Source organism: Thauera aminoaromatica S2, from assembly GCF_000310185.1.
Classification (GTDB): domain Bacteria; phylum Pseudomonadota; class Gammaproteobacteria; order Burkholderiales; family Rhodocyclaceae; genus Thauera; species Thauera aminoaromatica.
This window is the reverse complement of sequence record NZ_AMXD01000052.1, coordinates 1-24,879: the sequence shown is the minus strand read 5'-3', so window position 1 is coordinate 24,879 and position 24,879 is coordinate 1. Positions and strand designations below refer to the sequence as shown.

At 67.4% G+C, this 24,879-nt stretch carries 26 protein-coding genes; 19 read left to right on the top strand and 7 right to left on the bottom strand.

Features of this window, described 5'->3' with window-relative positions; all coding sequences use genetic code 11:
- Nucleotides 1-791, bottom strand: a 791-nt coding sequence (locus C665_RS09960; RefSeq protein ID WP_004307565.1) for a FeoB small GTPase domain-containing protein, incomplete at its 3' end; no start/stop codon positions are given.
- Nucleotides 792-1,064: 273 nt separating this feature from the next.
- Between C665_RS09960 and rpsD the strand changes: the two genes are divergently transcribed.
- Together rpsD and C665_RS09950 are read left to right on the top strand one after the other, a co-directional pair.
- Nucleotides 1,065-1,676 carry a 30S ribosomal protein S4 gene (gene rpsD / locus C665_RS09955; protein WP_004307563.1) on the top strand — a complete coding sequence of 204 codons (612 nt, stop codon included), beginning with the start codon at nucleotides 1,065-1,067 and terminating at the stop codon, nucleotides 1,674-1,676.
- The gene (locus C665_RS09950) at nucleotides 1,673-1,954 is read left to right on the top strand and encodes a hypothetical protein (protein WP_040828949.1); all 282 of its coding nucleotides are present in this window, start codon (nucleotides 1,673-1,675) and stop codon (nucleotides 1,952-1,954) included. Before rpsD ends, C665_RS09950 begins: the two co-directional genes overlap by 4 nt.
- Nucleotides 1,955-2,080: 126 nt before the next feature.
- On the opposite strand, the gene C665_RS09945 is transcribed toward C665_RS09950, so the two are convergent.
- The 3 genes from C665_RS09945 to C665_RS09935 all read right to left on the bottom strand — a co-directional run bounded on the left by C665_RS09945 (nucleotide 2,081) and on the right by C665_RS09935 (nucleotide 4,564).
- Entirely contained in the window at nucleotides 2,081-2,401 is a 321-nt protein-coding gene (locus C665_RS09945; protein ID WP_004307559.1) for a hypothetical protein, read from the bottom strand.
- A gap of 145 nt (nucleotides 2,402-2,546) precedes the next feature.
- Complete coding sequence (locus C665_RS09940; RefSeq protein ID WP_004307558.1) at nucleotides 2,547-3,818, bottom strand: three-Cys-motif partner protein TcmP; 1,272 nt, start codon at nucleotides 3,816-3,818, stop codon at nucleotides 2,547-2,549.
- Entirely contained in the window at nucleotides 3,818-4,564 is a 747-nt protein-coding gene (locus C665_RS09935) for a DUF5131 family protein (RefSeq protein ID WP_004307556.1), read from the bottom strand. The genes C665_RS09940 and C665_RS09935 overlap by 1 nt, the downstream gene beginning before the upstream one ends.
- 250 nt (nucleotides 4,565-4,814) lie before the next feature.
- Between C665_RS09935 and C665_RS09930 the strand changes: the two genes are divergently transcribed.
- From C665_RS09930 to C665_RS09850, 17 genes are all read left to right on the top strand, one after another.
- The gene (locus C665_RS09930) at nucleotides 4,815-5,102 is read left to right on the top strand and encodes a hypothetical protein (protein WP_004307554.1); all 288 of its coding nucleotides are present in this window, start codon (nucleotides 4,815-4,817) and stop codon (nucleotides 5,100-5,102) included.
- A 108-nt stretch (nucleotides 5,103-5,210) separates the two neighbouring features.
- Entirely contained in the window at nucleotides 5,211-5,603 is a 393-nt protein-coding gene (locus C665_RS09925) for a hypothetical protein (protein ID WP_004307552.1), read from the top strand.
- Nucleotides 5,600-6,244, top strand: a complete 645-nt coding sequence (locus C665_RS09920; RefSeq protein ID WP_004307551.1) for a hypothetical protein — start codon at nucleotides 5,600-5,602, stop codon at nucleotides 6,242-6,244. The genes C665_RS09925 and C665_RS09920 overlap by 4 nt, the downstream gene beginning before the upstream one ends.
- A 313-nt stretch (nucleotides 6,245-6,557) precedes the next feature.
- Complete coding sequence (locus tag C665_RS19870) at nucleotides 6,558-7,538, top strand: DUF3102 domain-containing protein (RefSeq protein ID WP_083854699.1); 981 nt, start codon at nucleotides 6,558-6,560, stop codon at nucleotides 7,536-7,538.
- Nucleotides 7,538-8,170, top strand: coding sequence for a hypothetical protein (locus C665_RS09910; protein ID WP_004307547.1), 633 nt, complete (start codon nucleotides 7,538-7,540; stop codon nucleotides 8,168-8,170). Before C665_RS19870 ends, C665_RS09910 begins: the two co-directional genes overlap by 1 nt.
- Nucleotides 8,167-8,412, top strand: a complete 246-nt coding sequence (locus C665_RS09905; RefSeq protein WP_004307545.1) for a hypothetical protein — start codon at nucleotides 8,167-8,169, stop codon at nucleotides 8,410-8,412. The genes C665_RS09910 and C665_RS09905 overlap by 4 nt, the downstream gene beginning before the upstream one ends.
- Before the next feature lie 10 nt (nucleotides 8,413-8,422).
- Nucleotides 8,423-9,403 carry a DUF3102 domain-containing protein gene (locus tag C665_RS09900; RefSeq protein WP_083854698.1) on the top strand — a complete coding sequence of 327 codons (981 nt, stop codon included), beginning with the start codon at nucleotides 8,423-8,425 and terminating at the stop codon, nucleotides 9,401-9,403.
- 552 nt (nucleotides 9,404-9,955) lie between these two features.
- A complete protein-coding gene (locus tag C665_RS09895) occupies nucleotides 9,956-10,624 on the top strand; it encodes a Mor transcription activator family protein (protein WP_004307541.1) in 669 nt (222 codons plus the stop codon).
- The gene (locus C665_RS09890) at nucleotides 10,603-10,968 is read left to right on the top strand and encodes a hypothetical protein (protein WP_004307539.1); all 366 of its coding nucleotides are present in this window, start codon (nucleotides 10,603-10,605) and stop codon (nucleotides 10,966-10,968) included. The genes C665_RS09895 and C665_RS09890 overlap by 22 nt, the downstream gene beginning before the upstream one ends.
- A gap of 62 nt (nucleotides 10,969-11,030) precedes the next feature.
- Entirely contained in the window at nucleotides 11,031-11,771 is a 741-nt protein-coding gene (locus C665_RS09885) for a hypothetical protein (protein WP_157277035.1), read from the top strand.
- Nucleotides 11,772-11,790: 19 nt separating this feature from the next.
- Nucleotides 11,791-12,369: a hypothetical protein gene (locus C665_RS09880; protein WP_157277034.1), complete on the top strand. Its 579-nt coding sequence runs from the start codon at nucleotides 11,791-11,793 to the stop codon at nucleotides 12,367-12,369.
- A 3-nt stretch (nucleotides 12,370-12,372) separates the two neighbouring features.
- The gene (locus tag C665_RS09875) at nucleotides 12,373-14,991 is read left to right on the top strand and encodes a coiled-coil domain-containing protein (protein ID WP_004307535.1); all 2,619 of its coding nucleotides are present in this window, start codon (nucleotides 12,373-12,375) and stop codon (nucleotides 14,989-14,991) included.
- Nucleotides 14,992-15,049: 58 nt separating this feature from the next.
- A complete protein-coding gene (locus C665_RS19865; protein WP_157277033.1) occupies nucleotides 15,050-15,925 on the top strand; it encodes a hypothetical protein in 876 nt (291 codons plus the stop codon).
- 206 nt (nucleotides 15,926-16,131) lie between these two features.
- The gene (gene istA / locus C665_RS09865; RefSeq protein WP_040828304.1) at nucleotides 16,132-17,628 is read left to right on the top strand and encodes an IS21 family transposase; all 1,497 of its coding nucleotides are present in this window, start codon (nucleotides 16,132-16,134) and stop codon (nucleotides 17,626-17,628) included.
- Nucleotides 17,625-18,422: an IS21-like element helper ATPase IstB gene (gene istB / locus C665_RS09860; protein ID WP_004298999.1), complete on the top strand. Its 798-nt coding sequence runs from the start codon at nucleotides 17,625-17,627 to the stop codon at nucleotides 18,420-18,422. Before istA ends, istB begins: the two co-directional genes overlap by 4 nt.
- Nucleotides 18,423-18,954: 532 nt before the next feature.
- A complete protein-coding gene (locus C665_RS09855; protein ID WP_040828944.1) occupies nucleotides 18,955-19,134 on the top strand; it encodes a hypothetical protein in 180 nt (59 codons plus the stop codon).
- Between the two features lie 596 nt (nucleotides 19,135-19,730).
- Nucleotides 19,731-20,411: a PA4824 family protein gene (locus tag C665_RS09850; RefSeq protein ID WP_004307532.1), complete on the top strand. Its 681-nt coding sequence runs from the start codon at nucleotides 19,731-19,733 to the stop codon at nucleotides 20,409-20,411.
- A gap of 238 nt (nucleotides 20,412-20,649) precedes the next feature.
- On the opposite strand, the gene C665_RS09845 is transcribed toward C665_RS09850, so the two are convergent.
- From C665_RS09845 to C665_RS09835, 3 genes are all read right to left on the bottom strand, one after another.
- Nucleotides 20,650-21,828 carry a DUF1513 domain-containing protein gene (locus C665_RS09845; protein ID WP_004307531.1) on the bottom strand — a complete coding sequence of 393 codons (1,179 nt, stop codon included), beginning with the start codon at nucleotides 21,826-21,828 and terminating at the stop codon, nucleotides 20,650-20,652.
- A gap of 58 nt (nucleotides 21,829-21,886) precedes the next feature.
- On the bottom strand, nucleotides 21,887-24,055 hold the full coding sequence (locus C665_RS09840) for a TonB-dependent receptor (RefSeq protein ID WP_040828942.1): 2,169 nt from the start codon (nucleotides 24,053-24,055) through the stop codon (nucleotides 21,887-21,889).
- Between the two features lie 229 nt (nucleotides 24,056-24,284).
- A partial coding sequence (locus tag C665_RS09835) for a TolC family protein (RefSeq protein WP_004307529.1) occupies nucleotides 24,285-24,879 on the bottom strand: 595 nt, incomplete at its 5' end.

The window sequence follows — 24,879 nt, the reverse complement described above, 5'->3', positions numbered from 1 at the left end:
TCGGCGGCGCCGCCGCGCTCGCGCGCGAGCCGCGCCGGGAGCGAGTCGCGGCCGATGGGCGCGGTGAGCTCGGCGAGCGCGGCGCGCACGGTCTCGCTGTTCGCTTGCGCCGCGAGCCAGGCCTCGACCTCGGGGTCGCGGCCGATGGCGAGGATGGCCAGCCCGCGTGCGGCCAGGCGCGGATGTGGGCATTGCGCGAGGATGAGCTGCTCGACGCGGGCGATGTCGCGCTCGAGCACCGGGTCGTAGCGCAGCAGTGGTGCCGGCACCGCCGCACGCTGCAGCGCTTCGGTGAGCGCGGAAACTCCTTCCCCGCCGGTCGCCACCGTCGCCACCACCGGCACGCCGAGTGCCTCCGACAAGGCCTCGGCATCCACTGTGACCCCGCGCGCCTTGGCCTCGTCGGTCATGTTGAGCGCCATCACCATCGGCACCCCGAGTTCGGCCAGCAGCGCGGTGAGGTTGAGCGTGCGGCGCAGGTTCTTGGCGTCGCCGACCTGGATCAGCGTGCGCATGTCCTCATGGAGCAGCGCGCGCATGGTGGCGCGCTCGTCGTCGCTGCGCGATGGCAGGGCGAGCACGCCCGGGGTGTCGAGCAGCGAGGCCTCGCGGTCGAAGCGCGGTGTGGCGCGCGAGACCTCGACCGTGGTGCCGGGGTAATTGGACACCGTGACGTAGGTGCCGGTGAGGCGGTGGAACAGCACCGACTTGCCGACGTTGGGGTGGCCGACGAGGGCCAGGGTGCGCAGCGCGGCGGCAGCGGCGGAGGAGGGCGAAGTGGCGCAGTCCATGAACTCGGGTGTCCGGAGGGCGGAGTAAGCCTAGAACGATAATGGGTCGCATTATGACTTTTACTGATCTAGCTCAAAGGTCGTGCGCCCGGCGTGTATTCGATGCGGTCCGGACCGCAGGACAGAGAGGCTTGACAGTGATTCGGATTTTAACGATATTGCGAATCATTCGCAAAGACGATATTCAACCGACCCTGTCTCGACTTCGAGGCTGTCCTGCTGGCGCTCTTCGTGCGTCGGCGCAGCAAGAATCCCTGAATGAAGGAGAACCGATTGTCCCGATACACCGGCCCCCGCCTGAAAGTGATGCGTGCCCTCGGCGCCGAGCTGCCCGGCCTGTCGCGCAAGCCGCTGGGTGAGCGCAACCATCCCCCTGGCCAGCACGGCCGGCGCCCGAGGCGCAAGTCCGGCTTCGGCGTGCAGCTGATCGAGAAGCAGAAGCTGCGCTTCAACTATGGTCTCGGCGAGAAGCAGATCCAGCGCCTGTTCCGCGAGGCCAAGCGCGACCGCGGCCCGACCGGCGACAAGCTGCTGGAATTGCTCGAGCGTCGCCTCGACAACTTCGTGTTCCGCGCCGGCTTCGCGCCCACCGCGGTGGCGGCGCGGCAGCTCGTGCGCCACAAGCACGTACTGCTCAACGGACGGGCGGTGAACATCCCCTCCATCCGCATCCGGCCGGGCGACCGCATCCAGCTTGGCGAGCGTGCGCGGCGCATCCCGGTGGTGGTCGAGGCGCTCGCCGAGCCTGCGCTGACCCGCCCCGAATGGCTCGTCTTCGACGAGGCGGCGTTCGTGGCGACGATGACGCGCACCCCGTCGCCCGACGAGGTGCCCTTCCCGGTCGACGTCCAGCAGGTCGTCGAGTACTACGCGGTGCGGCTGTGAGCGCGCATTCATCCGCCAGCCGGCGAAGGGTTGCCGCGAACGCGGGGCCGGAGTACGACACCCATCCCGAGCTCGCGCTGGCGGCGGTGCTGCAGCTGCTGTCGCGCTTCCCGGCGCGGCGCTCGCCCGCGCTGGCGCAGGCGATCGCCGGTCACTTCCGGGTGATCGGCAGCGATCAGCGCCTTTCCGCTTGCGTGCGCGACTGCGCCGCCCGGCTGGTGGCGGAGTGGGAGGCCTATGCAGTGCTGGGCGATGCGGGCGATGGTAAGGACGAGTGAGATAAATCCAGGGGCGTCGGCGAGATAATTCACGGATTTAGTGGCACCAGCCTGGATTTAGGCAGATACGGCAGGAAAGACGCTTTACCGTGGGTAAAGAGGCCGAGCGGCAGGAGATCGGCAGGCTCAGGCGGCCTCAGGGCGCCCCGCCGAGGCCGGCAAACCGAGGGCGCCGATCGCGCTGACGACGGTCTCGGGGGACGCGGGCGTGCGGATGGCGGTCGGCGCGCCCGCCGATGCGTCAAGCACGATGACGACCGTCTCGCGCAGGCCTGAAGGCGATCGCAAGTCGGCGGACTTGAGCCGCTGAGCGTGGCGATGCAGGGCGCTGCGCGAGAACGTGATCCCGCTCGCTGCCAGCTCCGCTTTCACCAGGTCGAAGCAGACATACCCGTATCGCCGGATCAAGGCGTCGACCTTGCTCTGCTGGTCGGGGGTGAGCTTCACAGCGGTTCTCGTGCGTGGCATGGCTGGCCTCTCTCATCGGCACCGACCGGGCGGGCGGCATGCGGGAAGGCTACGGGGCATTGCGGTACGGTACTCATGGGCGGGCTTCACTACCTGCCCGCCTGCGCACCGCCGCGCGAGGGCCTCAGGGGATCAGCCGGGGCGTGCGGGCGGCCTCGATGGTGCTGTTGAGGTGGTAGGACTTTGAGGGCCGCAGCGTGCGCCCGTCCGGGCTGCAGATGATCACGTCTTGCGAGCGGTGCAAGTTGGCCGCGGCCTGGATGAAGTGCTGCGTCGAGCCCGGCGACTGCGCCGCGTAGCGCTCCACCAGGTCGCGCAGGCGGACCGGGCCGGGCTGCTCGAAGATCACGCGGCCGAAGTGCTCGTGGATGCCATTGACGCAGGCCTCGCGCGACGAGTCGCCGAAGTCGAAGGTGTCCTGGCCGGTGTATTCCTGGTCGCGGTTGGCGTCGTAGCCCTGCATGAAGACGCCCGGCTCCAACTCGTGGCCGAAGGCGGTGGCGTTGTCCCAGTGCAGGTTCTTCATCACCTCGTGCGCCTTGTAGCGGTTCGAGAGGTGGATCAGCCAGTAGTCCCAAGGCGTGGCGCCGAGCGGGCGCACGAAGAACAGCGTCGCGAAGCGCGCGCCCGCCTCCTGGCGGATGCCATGGGCCAGATGGCGCTGCAGCACTTGGCGCCACTGGCGATCGTGCTTGAGCGTCCGCAGGCTTTCCCACGGCACATGCTTCGCCAGCCCGATCCGCTCCATCGGCAGGCGGTTCGCCGCGCGGTCGGCCAGGAAGGTGATGAGCGAACCGACGTTGAAGGTCAGCAGCACCTCGGCCCCTTGCATCGCCCGCATCAGGCCGGCCAGATCGGCCATCGGCAGCTTGTCGTAGCTGTACTGGTCGAGCACGAAGATCGCATGCTCGCCCATCCGCCGCGCCTTCACCTCGCCCACCAGGCGCGGCAGCTCGGCGAGGAAGTCGCCCTGGCACACTCGCGCCCGCGCCAGGTCGGCGCGCTCGATCGCGCCCTCGTCGGCGCGCTGCGCCAGGCGCTGTTCCAGGTAAGCCGCGGTGTCGCGCTCGACGTCGATGAACGCATAGTCCACCGCCACCTCGCGCGGCTTGTCGCGGCCGATGTTGAGCCGCACCCGCGCCTCGCGTACCGCCCGCATCATCAGCACCGGCGACCCATCGACCACGCCGGCGCCATCCTCCGCCAGGTAGGCGCCGCCGCCCGAGAAGCCATCGACCAGCGTGAGCTGCAGCTTCGGGATCGTGGCCTGTGACATCAGCGTCAGGATGTATTCACGCACGTAGGATTCGATGATCCGGTGCTTGACCACGCTGTGCTGTTCGATCACAGGCGGCGCCGATCCGATGCGCCAGGCGTACTTGTCGCCCTTCTTCATCAGGCGCCCACCGCCGCGGCCGGCATCTGGTCCCACGTGCGGCCGTGCAGCTCGCGGCCGTTGTGCTTCTTGGCGCGCTTCACGCCATCGGCGCCCCAGCCGCCCCACTGCTTGAAGAAGAAGGCCACGCCGGCCGCCTCGCACTGCGCGCGGATCGCATCCACCCACTCTTGGCGCATCGGCCGCGCCTTCGGGCCGGACTCGCCGCCCACGATCACCCAGTCGATGCCGGCCAGCTCGAGCCCGCCCACGTCTTCGAGCAGCGGCTCCACCGACAGGAAGCGGATCGCAGCCGGCACCTGGCGCAGATGGTCGATGCGCGGCACGCCGTAATGTCGATCTTCCACCGACACACCCAGCCAGGCATTGCGCGGCGCCGCCCGCCCCTGAAAGAACGCCGCCATGCGATCGGCCCGCTTGGTGAGGATCTGGAACGTATGCCAATGCGCGCGCCCGATCGTGTCGAACACCTGGGCGATGTAATCGAACGGCACCGCCTCGTGAAAGAGGTCCGACATCGAATTGACGAAGTAGGTGGTCGGCACCCGGCGCCTGAGCGGGTCATCGAGGCGCTGCGGCAGCAGCGTGAGGACGAAGCCGTTCTCATAGCCTGGCGTGCGCATCGCCTGCAGCCGTGCCGCCATCCCTTCGGCGTAACAGTGCTTGCAGCCCGGCGAAACCTTCGTGCACCCGACGGTCGGGTTCCACGTGCGTTCCGTCCATTCGATCTTGCTTACCGTGGTCATGTTCGCCCCCTCTCGCCGTGCCCTGCGGGCCTATCCCGCTGTCACGGGATTCTATCCCGCCACCCGCGCGCGTGGCAGGCCGGCGGCCGTTGGAAGGCGGGCCGCGAACGAAGGAACAGCTCTGCAAAACTCCGGAGCGAATTCGAAGCGGCACGCGCGGCGCCGGGCGAAACAAACAGCCCCTTGGAAGCGCCGAAACCGCCCTTTCAGCGGCTACGCTGGCCTTACCGATCACCCACCGGAGCCGGCCATGAACACCCCCAAGACTGCGGCACGCATCCTCAAGCTCGAAGCCCAGATCAACGCCCTGGCCCAAGCCTGGCTGCACCTGGCGGCCACGGTGGAGATCGAGTGCGGCGCCGAGCTGGCCGGCATGGAAAGCGCCATGCAGCGCCGGCACTGGCCGCACGATGGCGAGATCGACCTGGAGGCCCGGCAGGTCATGCGCTGGCTGTGCCGGGAGCTGGTCGCCGCCCGCGCGGTGCGCCAGGCGCGGGCGCGGGATGCGGCCGGCGGGGCGGAAGATGAGGCATGGTGAAGATTCGCAGCGCAGGATTGCGCCGCGAATCGCCACACACGAACCGATACGACCACGGCATTAACTTGTTACACTGCGCGAAAAGAGATTGCAGAGCGCGAAAACTTAATGAACAAGAACGAACTGGCGTTCGAGCAGGCGAAGCTTTCAACGCGGCGGTTTGAACTGGTGGTAGGGTTGATCAGTCACGTCACGGTCATCGGCGGAATTGCGCTGTGCGTATGGCTGGTATTCGAGGGGCTGCGCCCGCTGGTGCAGGGGCAATCGCCCGAAGCCATCGGCGCGCTGGCGAAGGTGGTGCAGGCCATGGAGTTGGGCTCGATGGCCGGCTATGCGTGGGGCGTGATCGCGTCGGGCGCCTGGTGGTTCGAGCGCAAAGGGAAGCAGCGCGCGATTTCGGCCAAGAGCCGTTATCAGCGGATCGCCGAAGCGGACGATCCGGGCCGCACGTCGAGCGGATTGACGGAAATCGGAGCGACGCCACGGGAGGTGAAGACATGATTCAAGTGACCATGTTGGGTGTTGGGCTGCTGCTGCTGATGGCCACGTGGAAGTTCATGTTGCGGCCGTCGATGCTCGACGCCAGCCGCGACCGGCTGTTCGATCTGCGCGAATCGATGCGGGCGCATTTCATCCAGAGCGGCCACGGATTGAACGCCCCGGCCTATCACGCCCTGCGCGGATTGCTGAACAGCCATCTGCGCTACACGGAAGAGATCACCTTCTTCGGGGTGCTGCACCAAATGGTGTGGCTCCAGGGGCATCAGGACACGCACCGGAACCTGCGCGCGGACGTTGATCGGCAGTTCGCCGTCAGCGATCCCGGCCTGGCCGCCTACATCCGTGAAGTGCGGGCGAAGTCCGCAGTGATCGTGCTCGACTACGCGGTCAAGTCGTCGCTCGCGGGGTTGCTGCTCGCCCTGGTCGGCTTCGCGGTGATCTACACGCGCAAGGCGCTTGCCATGCTGCGCCAATCGCTGAACACCTCGGGCCGTACCCCGGCGGCGGCCTTCGTCCAGGCGGCCGCCTGGTCGGGCGCGCTGCTTGCGCTATCGGCGCAGGTGGGCGGCGTGGGGCGCGATGTCGCCCTGGCCGCCATGGAGGAAGGCGCGCTTCACGCCGCCGCGCCCGGCCACACCTGACAGAAGTGTGGCGTCCGCCGGTCGAGCAGAGGGAGATGCGCGCGGCAATGGGCTTCCTCTTCAGAAAAGGATGTTGCGCTATGGGAAATATTGGGGCAGGATTGGCACCGGTGCTGAACACACCATCGTAGGCGGATGCCCGCGCCCGAAAGCGCGGTTCTTTGCGTCCATGGTTTCTCCATGGCCGGGTAGCGCGCAGCTATACAACACCTCGGAAACGGGGGAAAACTGCGGGCGGCCCTACGACCGTGTTCAAGTACCCGGCCGCCCCTCTGAACAGGGGGCGAACTTGAACGAATCGTAGGAGGCTGTCATGGCCGCTAAATTCCCTTCGGCAGAAGTGCCGATTCTCGACGCGCTCGAACACAACGAGGTCGCACCATCCAGTCCTGCAATTGCCGCGCTCGCACGCGCCATTGGCGAGGCGCGTGCTAACCAGCATCAGGGAAAAGACGTTCACGCGATGGTCGAATTTGGCCGTCGGCTGCTGCAAATCAAGGCCATGGTGCCGCACGGCCAGTTTTCCAAGGTCGTTATCGAACAGATTGGACTGGACGATAGTGTGGCGCGGAGGATGATGCGTGCCGCCCGCCTCGTTGGCAGTGAGCCCTTTCTCAGTCTGAAGGTGAGCAAGACCGTACTGGCGGAACTGTTGTCGTTGGGCGATGACACCTTGCAGGCCTTGGCCGATGGGCAGAACGTGCGCGGCTATGCGCTCCAGGACTTCAGGGCCATGACCGTGAAGCAGGTGCGCGAGGCCGTGAGGGCAATCAGGCGCGCCGATGATTTGGAGGTTGCGACCGGCGCGCTCCTGCGGCCGGCCGACCGTGTCGAATCGCTCCATGCCGGGCGCCTGGGCGAAGTGGTCAAGGTCTATGCCGATGCCTCCGCGTGCATCCGCTGGGATGACGGCGAGCCTCAGGAGGCCGGCCTCGGGCACGAGCGCATGCCGCGCGCGCTGCTGAAGAAGGTCGACGGCACCAAGGTCGCGCCCGCCGCAGCGCCTGCCGCCGTCGAGGTGGAGGAGATCGAGGTGCACGCCGTGCCGCCCGATCCGGCGGGTGGACGGCGCACTTTTGAGCCGTCCGAGCGCCCGTCCATGGCCGAGCGGGAGGAATACTGCGAGGCCCTGTTCGGGCTGCTGTTCGGCCACGCCGACGATGCCGCGCTCGACGAGCTGTGCGACACCATGGAGGCCATGCTCGACACGATGGCGAGCCGCCGCCCGCGCTCCGCCCTGGCGCAGGCCTGGGGCGACCTCTTCGCGCGTTTCGCTGTGCAAGGGGGTGTGTGATGAGCAAGCTCAAGGCCATCGTCGATCATCAAGGCTTCCTCGAAGCCGCTGCCGCCATGGACAGCGCCACCACGGTCGACTTCAAGAACCTCGCTTACCACATCGACGGAACGTTGAGCCGCGTCTCGACGTGCTTGCGGGCGCTCGATCGGCTGATCTACAGCGAGGACAACGCGATCACGCTCTACAGGAACGACGTGCTCGACCTGATCGCGATGGCGCAAGAGGTGGTGGAAAGGCCGGACGAGCCCTTCGATCAACTGGAGCGGTTCCACCTCGAGATGCAGCGCGCCTTCATGCAGCGCATGGATGAAAGCAAGTACCTGCGCACGATCATCGACGCCTTCGCGCTGATCGCCGGGCCGGCGGTGCCCGTCGTGGAGATCGAGCGGGCGGCGGGCCGGGTCTATGAACTGGCAGCCAAGCACACCGAATATGCTCCCCAGTGGGCGGCATTCCGCGCCGCGCTCGAAGCGCGCGGTCTGGTGGTGAAGGAGGCGCCGATTATGGACGGCGGCCAGTGCTACGCGTCGGTGCAGGCGCCGGGTACGGAGAAGGTGGCGCGCAAGGCGAAGCGAGCCATCAGCAAGGCCGCCGCCAAGCTCGCAGCAAGCGGGAGGGCGCCGGCATGATGGACTTCAGCGGGGCGACGCGCGGCGCCTTCATCCGCGCACAGGGGCAGCGCAGCCGGGCCGCGCGCCTGGTGCAGTTCGCGGGCCGGCTGTATCGGGCGTGCCGCGCCAGGCGGCGCCCCGATCCGGCCACGGCGCCGGCCATGCGCTGCCGGATCGGGGGTGACGGGCTGGTGTATCTTGTGCCGGCCGGAGCAGCACCGGTGCGGGACGTGGTTAGAATCGACGCAACTCAACCGTAGCGAGACATCCATGACACGCGGACCGAAACCCCGAAAGCAGCCCGAAACCATCGATGTGGACGTCCTGCCCGCCGAGGGCGCCCATGGACTGGCCGTAATGCGGCAGGAGGCGCACGCCGTGCGCGCGCTCGACGAGGAAGCCAATAGTCGAGTGCGCGCGCTGGCCGCACAAATGGGCTACCTGCTTCCCGCCGACTGCGCCGACCCTGAACTGATCCAGCGTGACATCAGCGCCAATATGCGGCGCTCGGTCGAAGCCTGCCTCGAGGTGGGGCGCGGGCTCGTGGTGCTGAAAGAACTCTGCGAGCACGGGGAGTTCTTGGACCGGCTGGACTCGGTCGGAATAAATGATCGCGTCGCGCGCAAGTTCATGCAGGCAGCCCGCAAGTGTTCAAATCGGCCTTTAAAGGCCACTTTGGAAGCGGCGGGGAGTCAGACGAAGCTCTTCGAGTTGATGATTCTCGACGAGGAGCAGCTCGACGAACTTGAAGAGTTTGGTCGGACGGGGTCACTGGTCCGCGACGACATCGACGGCATGTCGGTAAAAGAGCTGAAGGCGGCGGTACGCGACGCTCGCGCCGAGAACACGGCGAAGGAAGAGTTGTTGGCCGAGCGAAGCAAGCAGCGCGACGCCCTGCAGGAGAAGCTGATCAGGGCAGCCCAAGCCAAGCCGGACGAAAAGCTCGCCGCGCTCCGAAAAGAAGCCGAGTCCATTTCGCTGACCGTGCAGGCCTACATTCAGGGGGCGATGCGTCAGACCATCATCGCGCTTCAGGAGGGGAAGGAGCAGCACGGTATCGACTGCGATATCTTCTTGGCCGGGCTCTTCGGTGAAATGAAGGTCATGCTCGATAGGGTGCGCGACGAGTTCTTCATTCCCGATGCCGGGCCGCTGGGCATTCCTGAATGGATTCGCGAGGGCGCCTATAAGGACGGTCTGGAAAACCTGGACGAGCTGAATTCAATGGCGCAGGACGCATCCCGCAACTGATGCGGGCGGGCCTGCTGCCCTTTTCCAAAGTCTGGACGACAGCCGCCCTCACGGGCGGTTGTGCTTTGTGGGTTCGCTGCGCGGCGATTTCGGCCCCATTCGTTACAGCCCCTGAGGCCGGTTTTTGAGGCCCATGCACACCAAGGGTGCCCGGCGGGCATGAGAGGGGCTGGAATCGATTTATAAATCGGTTTCCGGGCGCTTCTGATGTCGCCACGCCGACCCCAATCGCCGGGGCGGTGAATCCGCCGCCCCGGCGCAGACGTTCCCGGCGCGCCCGGTCCGGCGCGCCGCGCTTTCGGCAGCGGTGATCCGGCCCGCGGTCAGCCTCCGCAAACGCCACGGCCGCAGGCCCCTTTCTCGCCCCGCCACGCGCGCGAACTCGGCGCAATTTTGCGCTCAGTGAGTACCTCGATCCGGCCCCTCACGCGCGCGCGAGTTCAATCCGCCATTAATTGAAACGCTTCAAGGTACGTGGGCGGCTGTTGTGCGGAAGATGGCATCGGGTTCATTGAACGGAGTCAATGAACCCGATGCGCAAGGGGGGCATGGATGAAGCAGCCGGAAAGATTCGAGGATACGTTCATCGGTGGGCTGGACGCGATGTTGAGGACCGAGATCAGCGCGGCGATGGGGGGTGACAAGGCGGCCGTCGACGAGCTCGTCGACCGGATCACGTTGAAGGTCTGTGAGAACTTCGGGGGGCAGCAGCCCTACATCGGCATTGGCCATCAGTTCCGCCTGAACCGGATCTACCACGCGATCTATGAGGCCTTCGACGGCGAGAACTACCGGGAGTTGTCCGCGCGGCATGGCCTCTCCGAGCGTCACCTCAGAAACGTCATCGAAGGGGTGAGGAAGACGCGCCGGGAGGCGCAAGGGGCCGCCGACGCCGTTCAAGCGCTGGCCGCGGGGGCGTCTGGGCGCAGCGCAATCAGGGTGTGGGTGCGGTGCCGCCGCGGAATCTACTACGCCCGGTTTCCCAACGGGGAGGAGGCGACGAGCCGCTTCAGCGCCTTGGCGGCGGTGCAGCGCCTGGCCGAGAAGACCTGGCCGGCGGGAACGTTCGAGGTGAGCAAGGAAGTCGACGCCGAGCCCGGCGAGGACGTGGAGGTGGTGATCACGCTCAAGGATTCGGCGGCCGGCATCGAGACCAACACGGTTCCCACGCCGCCAACGATGGAAGAAGAGGACACGCAATGTACGCAAAGCAAGACGTAACCCACGCCATTCTGCGCGTTGCCGGCGAGGAGATCCGCGCCCATCGGTTTGTCTCTTGGGATGGCATGTATGCCGCGAGCGACGGCGGGCCGGATGACGATAGCTGCGGCGTGAGTCTGTCTCGCGCCGAGGAATTCAGCATGGTGGTCGTGATCACGCATTACTCGGCCGTCGTGGAGGCGGCGGAGCCGATCGAGTTCGCGGCCTATGTGAGGCCGGCAGACGATGGATCTGGCCGGGCCGTGACGGGCTCGATGCACAACCATTGCGGCCGAGCGCTGCGCCCGGCACTGGCCGCCGGCAGTTTCTTCGAAGTGCAGCTCCTGCCGCACCACCACCCCTGATTCGTCAGGCACACGGGGCGGCGCCTGGCGGCGTACAGCCCTTCAACCAGGAAGAGGAAGCAATGACAAGCACACCGAAAACAAACGTCGTGGCCCTGGCCGCGGAAACCACGATCACCGAATCGGCCGCGGCCGTCCTGGCACACCAGGCGCAGGTTGCGGCGCTCGATACGGAGATCGAGACCCTGACGGCGGCGATCGCCGAGCAGAACGGGAAGGCCGCCGCGTTGCGCCAGGCGCTGCCGAATGTGTCGGTGCTCGACGAGCGCATGGATGACCTGCTGGCCGATGTGGCGATCGGCAAGGCGACCGACGAGGCCGTAACCCAGCTCGAGGCCGAGCGGCGCGACGCGCGGGAGACGGTCGAGCGCATCCGGCCTGAGCTGGATCGGTTCGCCCGGACGGTGGCGGCGCTGGAGCGCAAGGCCGAGGATGCGCGGGTGCGGGTGCGGCAGTTGAAGGAAGACAAGCCGGCGCTGATGCGCCGCTTTCTGATGGACGAAGCGCAGGACGAGTGCCGGCGCTACATCGACGATGGCTTGCGGGCTGCGCGTTCGTATAAGCGCTTGCGCGCACTCGATGCGTTGCTCGAGCAGGCAGGGTCGAATTACCCGCTGTGCGCATCGCGCGAAACCATGGTGCTGCCAGGGTTCAATCTGGCGGCCTCGGAGGAGGCGCCGTGCCACCCTGTCTTGAAGGGCATTGTCTTCAAGGTGGACGGACGCTTTGACGGCGGAACGGTGCTTCAGCGGGCGGCGGAAGAGCGCGCGGCCCTGCGCGAGCGCTACGGCGTCGAGTTCTAGGCGAGCGGGAGGCGCGACCATGCAAGCAACGATGCCCCGCAAGGGCCTGCGGGGCGAGCTGGAGGAACTCCTCGGCACGCCGCACCAGGTGGTGCTGAGCGTCGGGGCGGTGACGGTGACGCCGCTGAAGTTCGGCGATCTGCCCGAGCTGCTGCGCTGCCTGGATGCGTGGCACAGCGAACCGCCGACGCCCGAGGGGGATCTTCGTCTGCTGGCGCTGACCACCGGCTGCGAGGCGGACTTCCTGACGACGTTGTCCGATGCCGACCTCGAGGCGCTGCTCACGGCCTCGAAGACGGTGAATCCGTCCCTCTACCGTGAGGCGCCGGGCGCTGCCCTGGCGCGCCGGCCGTCGGCGCCCGGCGGCGTCGACGCCGCGGTGTGCCTGCTGATCGAGTCCGGCCACACGCTGGCGGCGGTGAAGGACTACACGCTGGCGCAGATCGAGCGGCTGAGCCTGGCGCATGCGCGCCTCGCTGCCGAGCGGCGCATCGACGAGCTGATGATTGCGCGCGCCGCGCAGGCCGACGGCAAGGGCTTCAAGCACACGGTGGCGAGCCTGCAGCGCGAGGTGGCGAAGCTGGGCGGCAAGGGGTGAGGCATGGCCGGCAATGACATGGAGGTCGTATTTCGAATTCGCGGCGATGCAAGCAGTGGTGTCGCCGCGTTTTCCGAGCTGAAGAAGGGGGTCAGTAGCGCTGAAGGGGAGTTCAAGAAAGCCTCTTCGAGCATGGCGAGCCAGGCGGGGGCGACACAACAGGCCTTGCAACGGCTGGCCGTGCAGGCACGCGCGACCGGGGCGGAACTCGATCGCGGGCTGAGCGGACGAGCCCTGCTCGATCCGCTCACGGCCTCTGTGGCTCGTGCGACAGAGGGCTTTGGCGCCCTGGCCACGCGGTTGCGCGGTATTCCGGCGGCGCTGAGCCGGTTCAGTGGCGCGATCGGGATCGGCGGCGGTGGCCTGGCGGCCAGCGTGCTTGCCATCGCCAAGGCCTCGGCGAACGCGTCGTCGGAGATCGGTGCGATGTCGCAGCGCACCGGCGTGGGCACGGAGGCCCTTTCGCGGCTGGCCTATGCGGCGAGGGCCGCGGGTGGGTCCACGTCGGCGCTGGAGGGTGGCCTGCAGAGCCTCGCCGTCAATATGGCACTGGCCGCCAAGGGCGGCGGCGCCTCTGCGGCCATGTTCGACCGGCTCGGCATTGCGGTGACGCGCTCGGATGGGTCGTTGCGCAGCACCGATGAGGTGTTCGTCGATCTTGCGCAGCGGCTCTCCGAGCTGCCCGACGGCATCGTCAAGACGACTGCGGCGGTTGGCCTGCTGGGTAAGGGCGCCGATGAGCTGGTGCCCGTCCTCAATCTCGGGCGCGAGGGGCTTGCCGCGCTGGCCAACGAGTCCGACCGCTTCGGCCAAACGATCAGCGAGTCCGCCGCAGCGGCCGCGCTTGAGTTCAACCGCAACCTGGAGCGGCTGCAGGGCCTGACTCAAGGCGTGGTGGTCCAGATCGGGAACGCGCTGATCCCGGGACTGAGCCGGCTTGCGGCGGACTTCCTGCGTGCGAAGGAAGTGGGGCTCGGCTTTGGTCAGGCGCTGCTGACCATTGGGCTATCGAATCCGTTCAAGTCGGCAGAGGAGCAGGTCGGTTCGCTGACTTCGAAGCTCGCCGAACTGAAGAAGCGCCGTGAAGATGCGCTCGGGTTCGTCGGTGGGCGCGCGGAAGCGAGCGCCGTATTGCCGCTGATCGATGCGGAGATCGCGCTGAGACAGCGGGAGCTTGCGTACTGGGAGTCCAAGGTCAGCGAGGCGCAGAGCGGGCCGGATCTGACGGAACAGAAAAAACTTGCGCAGGCTCGCCTCAAGATCGAGGCGCAGTTGAGCGCTGAAATCTCCAACCTCGACAAGCTGCGTGCGACGGCGGCGCTCAATGCGACCAAGGAAGAGATCAAGGGGGCCGAGCGGCTTCGCGATGCTCTGCGCAATGCCTGGGAGGAGAGCACGACCGCGGCGAGTGAGGCACGGCGGGAGGCCGCCGCGTTCTTCAGGCAGGCGGATGAGGCGACCAGCAGGCGGAACGCGGACGCGAATCGGCTCGACGCCTCGAGTGAAGAGCAAGCGGGTGGCCTTTCCGGCTTCTCGAGCGCGAACTCGCCGGGGACGTTGATTGCCGAGGCGGAGCGGGCGGCCCTATTCGCGCAGAACGCGGCGATCGATGGCCGTGGCGAGGCAGTCAGGAAGAACGCCGAGGAGGCGCTGCGGCTGGCCGAAGAGGCCGCCGGCTACGTGCAGGGCATGGGCGATGATCCGAGCGCGGTGCGCTTGCTGCGGCAGATTGGAGAGGCCGAAAGCCAGGCGCTCCGGGCTCAGGGCAAGCAACGCGAGCAGGAGGCCAACGCACAAGAAGCCGCAGCGACCGCAATCGATGCGCAGATTCAGGCGGCCGAGCAGAGGCTGACGGGGCTGCGGGATCAGCTCGGGCAGCCTGTTTCGATCCAGGTCGATGTCACGGCGGCCGAGCAGCGGATCAAGGCGCTGCAGGCACAGCTCGCAAAGCTCGGCGAGGCGCCGGGCGGCGGTGCGGACGGCGCGGCTAACGGCGCAGCGTCGGGCATCGACAAGACGGCGACGATCCGGGCCGATACGACGCAAGCAGAACAGGCGCTGGGAGAGGTCAAGGGCGCTGTGGATGCCGTCCCCGCAGAGAAGGCGACCCTCGTGGAAGCCGACGCCGCAGCGGCGCAGCAGACCCTCGCCGAGGTGCAGCGGGCTGTCGACGCCATTCCCGCCGAGAAAACCATCATCGTGCGCACCGTCAGCGAGGGCGGAACGCCGACGTTCAGTGATCCAGTCAGCGATTGGAACTCGAAGCAGAACGGCTTTGCTGCGGGCGGCCTGATCCGTGGCCCCGGCACAGGCACGAGTGACAGCATCCTTGCGCGGCTCTCCGACGGCGAGTTCGTCGTTCGGGCCGCGGCGGTGCGGCACTACGGCACCGATCTGCTCGCCCGCCTCAATGGGCTGCGTCTGCCACGGTTCGCCGAGGGCGGGCTTGTGTCGAGTGGCGTGATGCCGGTCGGAAGCGATGGCGGCGGCGGTGGCAATACCCCTGTGGTGCTCGACTTCGGCGACCTCGGCCGCTATCAGACCACCGCCAAGCAGGACATCGCCGACGAGATTGTGAAGACCTTCCGACGCGCCGCACTGCAGCGCGGTCGGCGAGGATGAAAACGTGGACGCGGCCGGCAGGCTTGCCGGTTGGCATTGAGTGGACGGGAGACACGGAATGCAGGCAGTGACGATGGATGATCAGGAGCTGGACGCCGAGGCGCGGCGCTACATGCGCGATCACAGGATCAGTTATGGCGAAGCGTTGGAATGGGTGGCTCAGGACCTCGATGCGCGCCGCGCCTCAAGCGTGGCGAAATCTGGCCGTGGCGACGTTCTGCGCGAAGAGGACGCGGCGCTTCATGAACAGGCGGTCGCCTATGCGCACGAGAACGGCATCCGCTACGTGAACGCCTTGCGCGAGGTGATGGCGAAGAAGGGCGTCGACCTGCTGCTGCGGCACGTCCAGTCGACGGCCCCGACCGGCTCCGACGTTGTCGTGGACGCCAGGGCACGATCCTTCGCGCTTCAGAACCGGGTCAGCTACGCCGAAGCGCTCGATTGCGTCACGGGCACGGCGTTCGCCTGCTTTGCCGAGTCGGACCTTGCAACGTCGGGCGGCTCGGCGGCCGGCATGCTGGCCGGGCAGAAGATCGACATCTTCAAGGCGGGGACGCATGTCTCGATGGAGGGGGAGCGGATCACCTTCTCGCAGGCCGACATCGAGGCCATCGCTGCCGGATACGATCCGATCCAGCGCGAGGCGCCGCTCACGATCGGCCATCCAGAAGACAACAAGCCGGCCTATGGGTGGGTACGGCGGCTCCATGCGGCCCCGGGCGGACGCCTGCAGATGGAGGCGCACCAGGTCGACGCAAGCTTCGCCGAAATGGTGAGCGAGGGGCGGTTCAAGAAGCGTAGTGCGTCGTTCTATCCGCCCAACGCCCATGGCAATCCGACGCCGGGACGCTGGTATCTTCGCCACGTCGCCTTTCTCGGCGCGCAGCAGCCGGCCTTGGCCGGGTTGCCCGATCTGCAGTTCATGCGGGTGTAGGCGATGACGTTGATCGGGCTGGTCGCCTGGGGACCGCTAATTTTTCTCGCCGGCTTCGTCTTCGGGCGCATGCATGCACGGGTGGCCGGCGACAATTAACCTGACCGGTCGACGACAACTATCCTGGCCGGTTGGATCTGCAGCCGGGAAGGTCCGGAAGCGAGGGATAGAGTGCTCTTCTGACGACAGGCGTTGGGAGGCGCTCGGTGCCCGGCAAGAAGATCACGGACCAACAAGTGCGCAAATACAAGGAAGCAAGAAGGCAGGCGACGCAGCAGATCGCGGCGGCCCGGATGGGCATCAGCGTGCGCTCAGCACGGCGCATCGAGCAGGCTGACGGGTTGCCGTCGCAGCGCGGACCGAGGACATGGCGGACGCGCGCCGATCCGTTGGCGGACGTCTGGGAGCAGGAGCTGGTGCCCTTGCTCGAGCGCGAACCCGGGCTGCAGGGCCGAACCCTGCTCGAGGAGTTGCAGCGCCGTCACGGTGAGGTGTTCGGCGATGGGGTGCTGCGCACCCTGCAGCGGCGGATCCGCATGTGGCGCGCCGAGCACGGACACGAGAAGGAGGTGTTCTTCTCGCAAGCCAATCCGCCGGGCCGTTTGGCGCTGTCGGACTTCACCGTGTGTGACGAACTCAGGATCACGGTGGGCGGCGAACACTTCGCGCATCGCCTATACCAGTTCGCGCTGGCGTACTCGGGCTGGCGCCATGCTGAACTCGTGTGCGGCGGCGAGAGCTTCGCCGCCCTGGCGCAGGGTCTGCAGAATGCCCTGTGGGCCCTGGGTGGGGTGCCCGAAGAACACCGTACCGACAGCCTGTCGGCCGCCTTCAACAACCTGGCCGAAGCGGAAACGCTCACGCGCCGCTACGAAGATCTGTGCCGGCACTATGGCCTGCGTCCGAGCCGGAACAATCTGGGCCAGTCGCACGAGAACGGCGCCATTGAATCGCGCCAAGGCAGCCTCAAGGGCGCGCTCGAGCAGGCGCTGCTGCTGCGTGGGCACCGCGAGTTCGCCACCACAGCCGACTATCAGCGGTTCGTCGCAGAGGTCGTCACACGCCTGAACCGGCGCATCCAGACGCGGCTGGCCGAAGAGCGCAGCCAGCTCGCTGAGCTCCCCATGCGCCGGACCAGCGAGTACGAGGAGATCGAGGCGCGCGTGACCAAGTTCAGCACCGTCAGCATCCGCCGCGTGCTCTACAGCGTGCCCTCGCGCCTGATCGGCCATCGGCTCCAGTTTCGCCTCTACCCCGAGCGCCTCGAGGGCTGGCTGGGCGGGGTGTGCGTGTTCGAGAGCGCGCGCGGAGCGGTGCCGGCAGGCAAGCGGCGCGGCAAGCAGCTCGACTACCGGCACTTGCTGCCCGCGCTCAAGCGCAAACCCGGCGCCTTTGCCCGTTGGGCGCTGCGCGACGACATGTTCCCCCGCGCCGAGTACCGGCAGACCTGGGAGCGCTTGGTCGAGACCTTGCCCGAGCGCCAGGCCTGCAAGCTCATGGTGGGGCTGCTTGATCTGGCCGCACGCGGCGCGTGCGAGGTCCAACTCGCGCAGATCCTCGGGGGTTTGCTGCAGGCGGGCACCTTGCCCGATCTCGAAGGACTCGAGGCGCGCTTTGCGCCGCGCCAGACGCCCATGCCGGCGGTCACTGTGTCGTTGCCCGCGCTGTCGGTCTACGACACGCTGTACGAGGTGGCGGCATGAGCGTCATCGAGACGGCGACGCTGCCCATGATGCTCACCGAGCTGCGGCTGCCCACCATCAAGCGGCTGTGGTCGGCGCTGGCCGAGCAGTCGAACCGCGAAGGCTGGCCGGCCGAGCGGTTTCTGGCCGCCCTGTGCGAGCACGAGATGCACGAGCGCGAGACGCGCCGCATCGACCGCCATCGAGCCGAGTCCGCCTTGCCGCCGGACAAGCGCCTGTCGGCCTTCGACTTCACGGCCGTGCCGACGGTCTCCAAGGCGCACGTCACCGCGCTGGCCGAGGGCGACAGCTGGCTCGAACAAGGCGCGAACATCCTGCTCTTCGGACCACCGGGTGTTGGCAAGACGCACCTGATCGCCAGTATCGGCCACGCCCTCATCGAACGTGGCTACCGCGTGCTCTTCACCCGCACGAGCGATCTGGTGCAGCGCCTGCAGGCCGCCCGGCGCGATCTGCGCTTGCCGGCCGAGCTGGCCAAACTCGACCGCTTCGACCTGCTGATCTGCGACGACTTCAGCTACGTCCGCCGCGACCAGGGCGAGACCTCGGTGCTCTTCGAGCTCATCGCCGAGCGCTACGAGCGCAGAAGCCTGGCCATCACTGCGAATCAGCCGTTCTCGGAGTGGGGCCACGTCTTTGCCGAACCGGCCATGACGCTGGCCACCGTCGACCGGCTCGTGCATCACGCCACGCTCTTCGAGATGAACGTGGAAAGCTTCCGCCGCCGCGTTGCTCAGAAGGGGCTCGCCCCTTCTGAGCAACGCACCCTCAACACCTCAAAGCCGAAAGGCTGAACCCCTCATGCCTCGCTTCCACCGGCCAGGATAATTGACGTCGACCGGCCAAGGTAATTGACGCTGGGCACACGGGAGTGCATTATCGAGTCAGCCCGGCGCCTGGGTGCCTTTCACGTTGGTGCTGCGGTCTTCCGGGTTGTTGATGCCACGCCGTCCCGCGGCCCTGGTTCGTATCCTGGTGCGCCGCCGAACCCACACCGTCGAGATGGCGAGCCAGGCGCGCCCGGTAAACCGGCTCAGGGCAAAGGAGTCACGGATGCTTGAGTGCTGATCGTCCGCGCAAATCACGAGGGATGGCTGCTATGGGACCTGTACAACATGATGAATGCCGATGCGCGGAGGCTGAACAAGTTGCGCGAGTGGATTCCGCTGTACCGGCGTGGAGCGGGGCGAACTGATGCTGTGAGGGGAAGTCGTGCGCGCCGGTCCCATCCTCCGGCTTGTCTCGGCTGCCTCGGGATCCCTACCGCCGGTCACCGGGGCTCGTCCCTACCGGTTTCGCGCGACGCGCACGATTGCAGGATAGGCCATGATCGAGATACCCGCGCGCCCCTACCTGCCGTTCGCCGGCCCCGGCACCGCCGCACAGTTGCAGCCCGAGGCCGCCCGCTCGGTCCTTGACGCGATTCAGCGCATGCTGTCCGCGCCTTGGGCTGACTGCTCGCCGCTTTTCCGTTTTCTGCTACCGAAATTCTTTGTCCCCAATTAAAAGCGCGCTGCGGTCAATTATCGCGCTCGGTGTGGTCCATTTTTCGCGCGGCGCATCACGATGGCGGCCACGATCCGCGGGCACTGCACTGAGCAGTCCGGTTCGATGGTGTCCGTCTTTTCCATTCCACGAGGAGAAGTCCATGAGCAAGAAATGCTGCAGGAAGGACAAGCCCTGCAAGGGATGTCCGCGGCGCGCAAAGTAAGCCGGAATCCCGCGCGCTGTTGATGATTATCAAATAGGAATGATTGTTGTTGCGGTTAATATTTTTCAACCCATCCCCAGGCCCGGAGACCGCGATCATCGGCTGCATTGAGGCGGGGGCCGAATATTCCGGGAAGCTCGATCGCGATGCGGTGCTCGAACATGGCCGCACAGCCCTTTCCGTGTCTGGCCAGGTGCTCGAGTAAGAAGCCCCTCCGGGCGCATGCGGGTACGTCCGAGGCACGAGTGTCGGGCGTCCCTGCCGCATCGACGGCGTGGGTCTTGTCTAGCGATCACCTCGTAGCCCCGGTCGTTCGGAGTTGCGCATCCCTTTTCGGGCCGCTCGTGTGGGCGGCCCGTCTTATTCCACCTCTCCCTGCAAAGGAGTCGTCATGTCTCAACGCAAGTCCGGGCTGCGCCCGATCGTGCTGGCCTCGCTGTTCGCCTTGTGTTCCCCTCCGGCTCTCGCCGAACGCCCGATGGCGGTCGATGATGCCGGCACGCTCGAGCGCGGCGGCGCCAAGCTCGAGTTCGGCTGGAGCCGCGACGACGCGGTGCGCGGCTACGAGGGCGCGGCCGGTTTCGGTCCGATCGACAATGTCGAAGTGGAGGTGGGCTATGGCCGCGCGAAGGATCGTGACGCCGATCCCGACGCGAAGATCCGCGCCGTCGGCGCGGCGGTCAAATGGGTGCCTTTGCAGTCCGAGAGCGGGCTTTCGGCTGGCCTGAAATACGAGTATGGGCGCGAGCGCGTCAGCGGCGAGGACTCCTCGCGTGTCGACGCGCTCTCCGGCCTGGCGACCTGGGCGTTCGAGCAGGGCCCGCGGGTGCATGTGAACCTCGGCCGCGAGTGGGCGCGCGACGAGGACCTCGACTTCTGGGGCATCGGCCTCGACGTGCCGCTCGGCGAGCAGCTCGACTTCGTCGTCGAGACCTTCGGTGCGGAGCATTCCGGCCCGGATCGCCAGGTCGGTCTGCGCTACACGATCGCCGAGGGCGTGAAGATCTCTGGCGCGGTCGGTCGCGGCAACGATCGCAACGTCGCCAACGTGGGCGTGGCCTGGGAGTTCTGAGCGTCTCATTCCCCGCGCGCGGTGGAATGGGTTCGCAAAGAAAATACCAACTTGTAGCGCGTTTTCTCGAGAGCCGCGGGTCGTCGTGGCGGTCGTTTCCCGTAAGCGGGAAACGCGTCGGGGCGAATTCTCCGCTCCATGTCGCGACGCGCGTCTCTCCTGCAGAAAACCCCCGCTTCGGAGCTTCCTGTAGGAGCGACGCGAGTCGCGATACGGCGATCCAGGCGGGTGGCGGGGTTCAGGCTCCGACCAGCGTCCAGTGGTTGTCCGGCGCGATCTCCACCGGCCAGCGCAGCAGCATCGGATCGTGCTGCGGGTGCCAGAAGCCGAGGCCGCGCGGTGAGCCGATCAGGCTGGCGTGGGTGCCGTCGAGCGGGAGTTCGGCCAGCGCGCCCGCCTTGTTCAGCTCGGCGATGATCTCCAGGCGCGCGGGGGCCGCCGGATGCCAGCGCGCTACCCGATGGCTGCGCTCGGCGGAGAGGTAGAAGCCGCCGTCCATGCCGGTGGCGATGTCGCCGCAGTAGCCCGCGCCGACGGTCTCGCGGCTGGGGATTGCCAGGCTGTCGCCATTCCACACCGCGAGGATGGGGGCGGCGGCGCGCTCGGCAGGGTCGTCGTGCTCGGCCTGCAGTGCGATACCTACCAGCGCAGGGCCGCCCGCTGCCGGCGCGGAGCCGAGGGCGAGGTGGCGCAGGCTCAGGCGCTTGTCCTTCAGCCACCACTGGCCCAGGCGCTCGCCGCTGCGCGGATCGAGCCGCACCAGCGAGGAGTCCATGCGCTCGAGGTCGCGCTTGCGGTCGCCCGCGGCGCGCAGGATGCCGCCGTTGGCGACCACCAGCTTGCCCTCGGCGTCGAACAGCAGCTCGTGCGGCTCGATCCCGCGGGTGGAGAACTCCGCCTCCTTGCGCAGGCTGTCGCGCCGGCGCACGGCGATCCAGCCCTGGGTGGAGCCGGTCTCGGATTCGGTGGTGTACAGCCACTCGCCCGCGGGGTCGAAGGCCGCGTGACCATTGAGCGTACGCCCGCTCTTCTCGTCCTCGAGGACCTGGCGGGCGAGCACTTCGCCGTCGGCGGCGCAGCGCATCAGCCAGGGGCCGGGACGGTTGGCGCACACCAGGAAACCGCCGTCGCGGTCGGGCAGCAGGCCGTGGACCCGATCGGGAACCGCGACCGCGGTCTCGATGCGGGCGAGGCCTTGCTGCCAGTCGGTGGCCAGGATGCCGACGTAGTCGGTGCTGCCCTCCGCCTTCGCGCCGCGCGAGGCGCCATCGCGGCCGAGGTCGTGCAGGCTGCGCCAGGCGGCGATCAGGCGGATTGCGGGGAGTTCGCCGGGCGTGGTGGCGGCGAACAGGGTGCGGGGCAGCAGGGCGAGCGAGAGGCCGCCGCCCAGTGTGCGCAGGAAGTCGCGTTTGTTCATCGGGGTGTTCCAGTGGAAGCGACGGGCCCGCAGGGGCCCGCCGATCGATAGGCTCGGATCAGAACTTGTATTCGCCGGTCAGGATGATCGCGCGGCCGCTGCCGGGGATGGCGAAGCCGCCCTGGTCATACACCGCGTCGTAGTACACCCGGTCGAAAATGTTCTTGACGTTGAGGCGCGCGGCCCAGCTCTTCTGCTCGTAGGCCAGCATCGCGTCCCAGCGCGCGTAGCCGGGTGCCGTGTTGGGCGAGAACTTGCCATTGACGAAGTTGCTGTTTGCGTTGGCGGCCGTCGGCACGTAGGCGTAGCGGTCGCTCTTGGCCTCGACGCCGCCGCCGATCTTCCAGCCGCCGCCGAGCGCGTAGGTCGACCACAGGTTGAAGGTGAGCTTGGGCGTGTTGCGCGGGCGCTGGCCTTCGAGGCGGGCGTCTGCGCCCGGGGCGACTTCGAGGATCTCGGCGTCCATCAGCGAGAAGCCGCTGAAGACCTCCCAGTTCGGCGTGACGCGACCGGCGACCTCGAGCTCCAGACCGTCGGTGCGGCGCTTCTTCGTCAGGATTGCGGCGGTGGACTCGAGGTCGGTGTTGCGCTCCCATTCCTTGTCGGCGCGGTACAACGCGGCGCGCAGGGCGAGGTCGCCCTCCATCAGCATCCACTTGGCGCCGAGTTCGGTGACCTTGCTGCGCTCGGCGGGGTAGCTGCCGCCGGAGAGCTGGTAGAGGTCGGCGGTCGGACTGAAGGAGTCGCTGTAGCTGATGTAATAGTGGGTGTATGCGTTCGGGTGCCAGGACAGGCCGGTGCGCAGGCTGGTCTCGCTGAAGTCGAGCTGCGGCGAGTTGAGGCTGGAATACTCGGCGTCGAGCGAGTCATGCCTTGCACCCAGGGTCAGCTTCCAGTTCGGCACGAACTCGATCGTGTCCTGGGCGTAGAAGGCGAGCGTGTCGCCCTGGTAAGTGATCGCCGGCGCCGAGGTGAAGGCGCCCGGACGATAGAAGCGGCCTGCACCGGGATCCAGATCCCGCAGCCCCCAGCGGCTCGAGTCTTCCTTCAGGTACTCGACGCCGGCGAGCAGCTCGTGCTTCATGCCGAGGAGCTCCGCACGTGCGGTGAGGTCGGACTGCAGGGTCAGGTTCTCGGTGTCGGTCTGGCGCACCTTCGGGCTGCCGGTGCTGCCATCGAAGCTCGGCGGGTTGATGCGCTCGGGTGCCTGCGCCCAGTACACGCGCTCGTAGCTCGCATGGCGCAGCTGGGTGCGGATCTCGGCCTGCGAGGACAGCTTGTACTGGTGCACCAGCGAAGTCATCGAGGTGTCGCTGTCGTCGAAGGTGTTGTTCGTGCCCCAGAAGGTGTCGGCGGAGAAGTTCTTCGTCGGGCGCTTGGTCGCCGGATCGAAGGAGATGCCGTAGTCCGGGTTGTCGCGCGTCTTCAGGTAGTAATGGTTGAAGGTGAACTCGTTGTCGGTGTACAGGCCGGTGACCAGGCTCAGGCCGGCGCCCTCGCGGTGGATCTCCGGTTCGGCGCCATCGGCCGGGTTGCTGCGCCAGCTCCCCTCGTCGCGCTTCATCGCGTTCAGACGCACGGCGGTGGTGTCGCCGAGCTCCTTGTTGAAGTCGCCAGTCACTTCCCGATAGTCGTCGATGCCGACGCTGCCGGTGATCCTGCCGCGGTTGCCGAGCAGCGGCGTCTTGGTGACCTGGTTGATGACGCCGCCGGCCTGGCCGCGGCCGAACAGCATCGCGGCCGAGCCGCGCAGCACGTCGATCTGTTCGAGGTTGAAGGTCTCGCGGTTGTATTGCGCGGTGTCGCGGATGCCATCGAGGTACATGTCGCCGAAGGTGTAGAAGCCGCGCAGGTTCATGTTGTCGCCCGAGCGGCCGCCCTCGGCGGCGTTGAACGACAGGCCGGAGACGTTGCGCAGCGCCTCCTTGAGGCTGCCGACCTGCTGCTCTTCCATCAGGGTGTTGGTGACCGTGGTGACCGCCTGGGGGATGTCGTGCGGGTCCTGCAGGACCTTGCCGACGCGGGTGGCGGTGGCGCGGTGGCCGTCGTGGGGGGCTTCCTCGGCAGCGTTGACGGTGACCGTCGGGAGCGTCTTGGCCGAGGACGGGGTGGATTGCGCCTGTGCGCCCGCCGACAGGACGGCGAGCATGATCGCGCTCAGGGGTAGCAGCGGGCGGGCGGGGGCGTGTGCGGACTGCGCCGCGCCGGAACGAACGGCAGCTTTCATCGTGACTCTCTAGGGTTGGATCGGGAAGTCGGTGCTGGCTGGCTTCCCGATCGACGGAGTGACGATGACCGTTTCAGGTGGCTGGCTGGGCGAGAAGTTGAGAATTATGTAAAAAACGAGAATCGTTCGCAACAAATTTCAGCGAGTCGAGATGGATCCCGGCTCGTGGTCGTGTTGTTCTCGCTCCGCCAGGCGGCTTGCGGCCCGCGGTGCGCGTGCCGGCTGCGGCTCAGTTGCCCGCCCGCCCCGCGCTCCACCCGCCCCCGAGCGCCTTGTACAGATTCACTGCAGCGGTGAGTCGGGCCAGGCGCGTGAGGGCGAGTTGGTCCTGCGACGCGAACAGGGTGCGCTGGGCGAGGAGTACCGTGAGCAGGCCGTCCGCGCCTTCGCGGTAACGCAGTTCGGCCAGGCGCAGGCTGCGCTCGGCTTCGGCGAGGATCTCGCGCTCGGCGGCCTCCTGGTTGGTGTCGCGGACGCCGTTGGCGAGGGCGTCCTCGACTTCCTTGAGGGCGGCGAGGATCGCGCGGCGGTGGGATTCGACCAGCTCACGCTGGCGCGAGCGCTGGATGTCGACGTCCGCGCGCAGGCGGCCGCCGTCGAAGATCTTCTGCAGCACGCTGGCCGAGATCGACAGCGTGCGTGTGGTGTCGGCCAGCGCCAGCAGCGCGGCGCTGCCCACGCCCGCACCGGCCGACAGGCTGATCCCGGGCAGCAGCGCGGCGCGCGCGGCGGCGATGTTGGCGGCCGCGGCGACGAGCCGGGCTTCGCTGGCGGCGAGGTCGGGGCGGCGCAGCAGCAGCTCGGACGGCAAGCCGGCGCCGACC